This is a genomic window from Gottfriedia sp. OAE603, from assembly GCF_040543965.1.
In the GTDB taxonomy this organism is placed as follows: Bacteria; Bacillota; Bacilli; order Bacillales; family Bacillaceae_G; genus Gottfriedia; species Gottfriedia solisilvae.
In genome coordinates this window covers 633365-640000 of record NZ_JBEUNN010000001.1, presented here as the reverse complement: position 1 = coordinate 640000, position 6636 = coordinate 633365, and the positions used below count along the sequence as shown (strand labels likewise).

At 33.7% G+C, this 6636-nt stretch carries 7 protein-coding genes and 1 rRNA gene (1 of these 8 running past the window's edge); 4 read left to right on the top strand and 4 right to left on the bottom strand.

Annotated elements, in window-relative coordinates:
* Positions 1 to 490 (bottom strand): 16S ribosomal RNA (locus ABID96_RS03145); it reaches 1060 nt to the left of the window's first position.
* A gap of 346 nt (positions 491 to 836) precedes the next feature.
* Here ABID96_RS03145 and ABID96_RS03140 point away from each other — a divergent pair.
* Both ABID96_RS03140 and ABID96_RS03135 read left to right on the top strand, forming a co-directional pair.
* Positions 837 to 1526, top strand: coding sequence for an MgtC/SapB family protein (locus ABID96_RS03140; RefSeq protein WP_088000471.1), 690 nt, complete (start codon positions 837 to 839; stop codon positions 1524 to 1526).
* A 63-nt stretch (positions 1527 to 1589) separates the two neighbouring features.
* Complete coding sequence (locus ABID96_RS03135) at positions 1590 to 2582, top strand: potassium channel family protein (RefSeq protein ID WP_192603195.1); 993 nt, start codon at positions 1590 to 1592, stop codon at positions 2580 to 2582.
* 55 nt (positions 2583 to 2637) lie between these two features.
* Here ABID96_RS03135 and ABID96_RS03130 read toward each other — a convergent pair whose 3' ends face one another.
* Together ABID96_RS03130 and ABID96_RS03125 are read right to left on the bottom strand one after the other, a co-directional pair.
* Positions 2638 to 3042 (bottom strand): YugN-like family protein, encoded by a 405-nt coding sequence (locus tag ABID96_RS03130; RefSeq protein WP_088000475.1) that lies wholly within the window; start codon positions 3040 to 3042, stop codon positions 2638 to 2640.
* Positions 3043 to 3191: 149 nt separating this feature from the next.
* Positions 3192 to 4544 carry a glucose-6-phosphate isomerase gene (locus ABID96_RS03125; protein ID WP_192603196.1) on the bottom strand — a complete coding sequence of 451 codons (1353 nt, stop codon included), beginning with the start codon at positions 4542 to 4544 and terminating at the stop codon, positions 3192 to 3194.
* Between the two features lie 196 nt (positions 4545 to 4740).
* Between ABID96_RS03125 and ABID96_RS03120 the strand changes: the two genes are divergently transcribed.
* A complete protein-coding gene (locus ABID96_RS03120) occupies positions 4741 to 4974 on the top strand; it encodes a DUF378 domain-containing protein (protein WP_088000479.1) in 234 nt (77 codons plus the stop codon).
* 40 nt (positions 4975 to 5014) lie between these two features.
* Here the strand turns inward: ABID96_RS03120 and ABID96_RS03115 are convergent, their stop codons facing one another.
* The gene (locus ABID96_RS03115) at positions 5015 to 5401 is read right to left on the bottom strand and encodes a CvfD/Ygs/GSP13 family RNA-binding post-transcriptional regulator (RefSeq protein ID WP_088000481.1); all 387 of its coding nucleotides are present in this window, start codon (positions 5399 to 5401) and stop codon (positions 5015 to 5017) included.
* A gap of 384 nt (positions 5402 to 5785) precedes the next feature.
* Between ABID96_RS03115 and ABID96_RS03110 the strand changes: the two genes are divergently transcribed.
* Positions 5786 to 6622 carry an alpha/beta fold hydrolase gene (locus ABID96_RS03110; protein WP_235821490.1) on the top strand — a complete coding sequence of 279 codons (837 nt, stop codon included), beginning with the start codon at positions 5786 to 5788 and terminating at the stop codon, positions 6620 to 6622.
* Positions 6623 to 6636 lie beyond the last annotated feature (14 nt).

The window sequence follows — 6636 nt, the reverse complement described above, 5'->3', positions numbered from 1 at the left end:
GTCAAGGTGCCAGCTTATTTAACTAGCACTTGTTCTTCCCTAACAACAGAACTTTACGACCCGAAGGCCTTCATCGTTCACGCGGCGTTGCTCCGTCAGACTTTCGTCCATTGCGGAAGATTCCCTACTGCTGCCTCCCGTAGGAGTCTGGGCCGTGTCTCAGTCCCAGTGTGGCCGATCACCCTCTCAGGTCGGCTACGCATCGTCGCCTTGGTGAGCCGTTACCTCACCAACTAGCTAATGCGCCGCGGGCCCATCTGTAAGTGATAGCCGAAGCCATCTTTCAATAAAGGAACAGGAGTTCCTTTATGTCATCCGGTATTAGCTCCGGTTTCCCGAAGTTATCCCAGTCTTACAGGTAGGTTGCCCACGTGTTACTCACCCGTCCGCCGCTAACCTGCAGGAGCAAGCTCCTACAAGTCCGCTCGACTTGCATGTATTAGGCACGCCGCCAGCGTTCGTCCTGAGCCAGGATCAAACTCTCCATAATAGTTAAGTTTAAATCTTGTATTGCTCAAAAAACTAATAATTGACGTTTTACTTCATGTTTTGTTTAGTTTTCAAAGTTCACATTGTCGCGTCATTGGCGACTTTCTTATATTAACATCTCTACATTTGAGAGTCAATATTATTTTTGAAGTATTTTTACAACTTCTTTTTGTTAATTTGTCGCGTCATCTTGGCGACGTATATTAATATAACATCATGTTTTCTTCGTGACAAGTCTTTTTTACTATTTTTTTAAAAAAAAGGTAATTTTTTTTTCATTTAAGAAAGGAAGAGTAATAAGAGATGTCGAATTACGCATAAACTATATAGAAAAAGGAGTTTTCATTATGGAGCTACACCCAGACATTTTAATTAAATTACTCATTTCAGCCATGTTAGGTTCCATTATCGGTCTAGAAAGAGAATTAAAAAGAAAACCACTTGGATTAAAGACATGTCTTGTTATTTCTATTATGAGTTGTCTTTTAACAATAGTATCAATAAGCTCAGCTTATAATTTTCCAAGTAGTGATTTTTTAAACATCACAATGGATCCATTACGATTACCTGCTCAAATTGTATCAGGGATTGGTTTTGTCGGTGCGGGAGTAATCTTGCGCAGAGGTAATGATACGATTGCAGGTTTAACGACAGCTGCAATGATTTGGGGCGCTTCTGGAATTGGAATTATCGTAGGGGCAGGTTTTTATTTAGAGGCCTTAGCTGGCGTAGGCTTACTTATTATAAGTGTGGAGTTGATTCCATATTTAATTAGTAAACTCGGACCAAAGAGATTAAAAGAACGAGATATCATTTTAAAGATGATTGTTAATGGGATAGAGAACATTAATACTGTAATTGATCAAATTAATGCACAAGAAATTACAGTGAAAAATATTAAAATTAAAGGATTAAGTAATGACGAGCATTTTGTCCAAATGAAGCTTTTAGTTTTCAATAAACGAAGAACTACTGAAATTTATTACGATATTGAACAAATCGACAACGTTCGAGGAATTGAAATAGAAAGTATTTAATAGTGATAACTTACATTTAATTGGTAAAAATAAGTGTTACGAGATAGTGATGGAGGAATGCATTTGAAAGTATTTCGTAACACACCTACCTATTTTAAATCCTATACTCTTTTAAAAGTTACATTCATTCTAATTACACTGATTGTTGTTTTTGGTGTTATTATTCACTTTGCAGAACCATTTACTTTCCCAACAGTTTGGGATGGACTCTGGTGGTCATTAGTGACAACATTTACAGTTGGTTATGGTGATTATGTACCATTCTCCCCTGTCGGTCGTTTTTTTGCAGTTGTCTTAATTCTACTTGGTACAGGACTAGGATCCTATTACATGATTTCTTTTTCAGCACAGGCATTTAGAAATCAGGATGCCGATTTTAAAGGAACACTTACATTTTCTAAAAAAAATCACATCATAATAGTCGGATGGAATGAACGCGTTAAAAATGTCATAAAACAATTACGGGAGACGTCAAACTCCACACATATTGTACTAATCGATGAAACTTTAGAATTATTACCGCCTGATTTAGAAAAAGTACATTTTGTAAAGGGAAGTGCAGCAAGCGACCCTATTTTAGAAAAAGCAAATATACGATCAGCACATACCATACTAATTACCGCTGATCAAAATAAAAATGAACATGATGCCGACATGCAAACGATCTTAACAATCATAGCAGCTAAAGGTGTGACATCATCAATAAATTGTATTGCTGAAATCCTAACAAAAAATCAAGTTATCAATGCAACTAGAGCTGGAGCAGATGAAATTATTGAGGTAAATTTATTAACATCATTTGTCATGGCAGGTTCAATCGTTCATAAAGGGTATTCAGATGTACTCCTTAAACTATCAAACCAACTTGAAAATTTTACTGTTAAAATGATTGAAGTAGATCGACACATGATTGGCCAATTCTTTTATGACATTGTAATAGAAGAGATGAACAATAACAAAATTATTATCGGCGTTGTCAGAAATAAAAACACGATGATTAGACCTGATAATACGTTGAAGATTGAAGAAAATGATTTACTTATTTCTCTAGTTTGAATTACATATGTATACAAAAAAGAGCCATTTCACCTAAGGATGGCTCTTTTTTTACTTAAGTTAAGTAAGATTCAACTAATTTGAGAATTTCCCTACCCTTTTTTTGATACTTTCCTGGTACATTTGCATCTGCCTCAATTGGCTCCTGGAACTGATTGATCGAAGCTGTTGCATTTCCTTCAAGCCCAATGTTATCATCTAAACCTTTATTATAAACATGGGTTAATAAGTAAGGTGTTTTAAATTGAATAACAGCACCATCCATATCTAATGATCCAGATGATACTTTAAAAGGTAAACGCAAATATTGATAACCATGATCATTTGCCATTAACAAATCAAAACTACCATGATCAAAATCCCAATTAGGTCCAATAACAAACCCATGACTTTTTAGTTTTTCTTCGATATGGTTCAATACAAATGTTTGATTTTCTATCTTTGATTCTAAAGGATACATTCTTTTTCTCCTCCTTTTTATAGATAGTATTTTCCAATAACGAAAAAACATGAACGTTAAATTAAAGCAAATTTTGAATAACTTATCACTTTTAGTAGGAAGAAAATAAAAAAACCGCTGTTAAAAAATTAACAACGGTTTCTTCTATATTACTTTAATCGCTCTTCTAATTGCATTTTTAATTCTTCAAATCCAGGCTTACCTAAAAGTGCAAACATGTTTTTCTTATATGCTTCTACACCTGGTTGATCAAATGGATTCACACCTAACAAGTAACCGCTCATCGCACACGCTAATTCAAAGAAATAAACCGTATAACCAAAAGTATACTCGTCTAATTTAGGTAAATTGACAACTAAACTTGGTACACCACCATCTGCATGCGCTAAAATTGTGCCTTCAAAAGCTTTTTTGTTAACGAAGTCCACAGATTTACCTGCCAGATAGTTTAAACCATCTGAATCGTTATCTTCAAGTTCAATCGTTAATTCATGACGAGCACTTTCAACATTAATGACTGTTTCAAACAAGTCACGACGACCTTCTTGAATATATTGTCCTAAAGAATGTAAATCAGTTGAGAAGTTTGCTGAAGATGGGAAAATTCCTTTTTGATCTTTTCCTTCACTTTCTCCAAACAGCTGCTTCCACCATTCACCAAAATATTGAAGTGAAGGCTCATAATTCACAAGCATCTCAATTGTTTTACCTTTGCTATATAATACATTTCGTACTACCGCATATTGATACGCTTGGTTATCTTCTAACTCAGAAGAATTATATTCATTTAGTGCACTTTGGGCACCTTTCATCATTTGTTCAATATCTAATCCAGCTGCAGCAATCGGTAATAAACCTACTGCTGTTAAGACAGAATATCTTCCGCCAACATCATCTGGAATTACAAATGTTTCATATCCTTTTTCATCTGCTACTGTTTTTAATGCACCTCTAGCTTTATCTGTTGTTGCATAAATACGTGCTTTTGCTTCTTCCGCTCCATATTTTTCTTCTAATAATTTTCTAAAGATACGGAATGCAATTGCAGGCTCAGTAGTTGTTCCTGACTTAGATATAACATTAATCGAAAAGTCTTTGTCTTTTAACAGTTCAATTAAATCATGCATATATGTAGAACTAATATTATTACCAACGAAGAACACTTGTGGAGCTTTTCTTTCTTCCTTCGATGTTATATTGAAAAATGAATTTTGAAGCATTTCGATTGCAGCTCGAGCACCTAAATAAGACCCACCGATTCCAATGACTAAAAGTACGTCTGAATCTGATTTAATTTTATTCGCAGCTTTTTGAATACGAGAAAATTCATCTTGATCATATTCATTCGGTAAGTCTACCCAACCTAAGTAGTCATTACCAGCACCTGTTTTTTCATGAATCGTATGATGAAATAATTTTACTGCATCTCTTAAATATGTAAGTTCATGTTCTTGAAAAAATGATTTCGCTTTTGAATAATCAAATTTGATATGAGAAGTCATTTGAAACCTCCTAAAATAATTTATACTTTACAATGTACAGAATTATAATATTCAAAGCAAGTATCTACACTTAAAAATTTGTGAATTTTTTAACATTCACTTATTCGTATTGCAAATTATTTTTTTGTTCATTACATAATCTCAAAAGAATGAGAGAAAATATGTTAGAAGGTAATGAAAAAGGAGGTAAACTTTAATGAGTACTCTACAACGTATTGCACTTATCTTCACAATTATTGGAGCAATAAATTGGGGATTAATTGGTTTTTTCCAATTTGACTTAGTTGCAGCTATATTTGGCGGAGCAGATTCTGCCTTTGCTCGAATAATATACGGTATCGTTGGTATTTCAGGTTTAATTAACCTTGGCTTGTTATTTAAACCTTCTGAAGAGCTAGGTACACATCCTGAAACTAACGATGTTAGATAATACATTTATAAATTAAAAAGGAAGGGAAACCCCTTCCTTTTTAATTTGTCATATTCTCTTTTTTCATTTCAACATGGATCCATTCATTTAACTTTTTGTGCAATGTACTAAACCCATCTGGTTTTAATTCTCTTAACAGCCTTGCCGCATGTTTTAAATTCTCATCACCATTTATCCCTTGATCAAGACTTGCTCCTTTTAAAGATAAACTAATTTTCCCGGTCATCTCGTCAATAGACAGTACACGTACATTCACCGTTTGCCCGACAGAGATATAATCTCGAATATCACGAACATAGCCATTAATAATTTCGGATATATGCACTAGTCCTTGTGTTTGGTGATCAAGTGATATAAAGGCACCATACGTCTGAATTCCAGTTACTTTTCCAGTGTAGACTTTCCCAATATTGTAGTTTTGTGCCATTAAAAACACTCCTATTTTCGTTCAATCCAAATAAATTTTAGCACACACAGTCCAACTTTTAAAGCAACTACATAAACACTTCATGGCACTTTCTAATAAATTTGTTATTTACCCTTATTGTATTATAGTCATTTTAAAGGTTGGGCTATATCTATTATTTAAAAATTTCCTTCTTTATTTAGAATTGACGAAAAACTAAAAAAATAAAAGCGTTGAAAATAGGAACATTTTGATAAATCTCTTTTTCGAGCACCAATTTTTTAAGGTAAATACTCTTTGAAAAGACTCATCTAACGTCCAATATAAAGAGTCTCAATTAAAAATAAGCATTTTCTCCTTTCATTTGGACATAATAATCCAAAATCTAAGAAAGGAGTTTTGATGATGAGTCATTCTGAAACAATCCAATCTACTTATAAAGTCTTTGGACTGGATGTCTATTATGAACTTTATGGGTATCAAAATATCGATAAGAAAGATTCTAAGGTGTTCGTATGTATCCATGGTTTTTTATCATCATGTTTTAGTTTCCGCAGACTGATACCTTTTATCGCAAAGGACCATATTGTACTCGTTATTGATTTACCTCCGTTTGGTAAAAGTGGAAAGCACCTTAACTTTACTTACTCCTACGATAATTTTGCTAATGTGGTTATTTCACTTGTAGATCATCTTAAGCTAGATAAAGTTAACTTAGTAGGACATTCTATGGGTGGTCAAATATGCCTTTATGTTGCTAAGAAGAAACCTGAATTTGTAAATAAAGTCATTTTACTTTGTAGCTCGGGGTATTTAGGTAAAGCAAACCCTCATTTAATACTTTCATCTTATTTTCCTTTTTTCCATCTATACGTAAAGAGAACAATTACCAAGCAAGGAATTATGAATTCACTAAACTCAGTTGTTCATAATCAAAATTTAATTGACGAAGAAATGATAAACGGCTACAAGGAACCTTTTTTACAAGATGAAATTTTTAGAGCACTAACGAAAATGATACGGGATCGTGAAGGGGACTTAAGTCCAACTGATTTGCAAAACATCTCAGTTCCAACTCTTCTAATTTGGGGAGAAAAAGATAAGGTTGTACCGCTTGAAATTGGAAAAAGATTACATCAAGATTTAAAACAATCTATTTTAGTCACTTATCCAGAAGCTGGTCACTTAATTCCAGAAGAAATTCCGGAGCATATTTATGATCGAATCGCTAACTTTGTTTAATCTGCATAATAAAA

Excerpts from the sequence above, each read along its gene's own strand:
- ABID96_RS03115 (WP_088000481.1), bottom strand. The coding sequence starts at position 5,401 with ATGGCACAAAACTACAATATTGGGAAAGTCTACACTGGAAAAGTAACT.
- ABID96_RS03130 (WP_088000475.1), bottom strand. The coding sequence starts at position 3,042 with ATGTATCCTTTAGAATCAAAGATAGAAAATCAAACATTTGTATTGAAC.
- ABID96_RS03110 (WP_235821490.1), top strand. The coding sequence starts at position 5,786 with ATGAGTCATTCTGAAACAATCCAATCTACTTATAAAGTCTTTGGACTG.
- ABID96_RS03140 (WP_088000471.1), top strand. The coding sequence starts at position 837 with ATGGAGCTACACCCAGACATTTTAATTAAATTACTCATTTCAGCCATG.
- ABID96_RS03120 (WP_088000479.1), top strand. The coding sequence starts at position 4,741 with ATGAGTACTCTACAACGTATTGCACTTATCTTCACAATTATTGGAGCA.
- ABID96_RS03125 (WP_192603196.1), bottom strand. The coding sequence starts at position 4,544 with ATGACTTCTCATATCAAATTTGATTATTCAAAAGCGAAATCATTTTTT.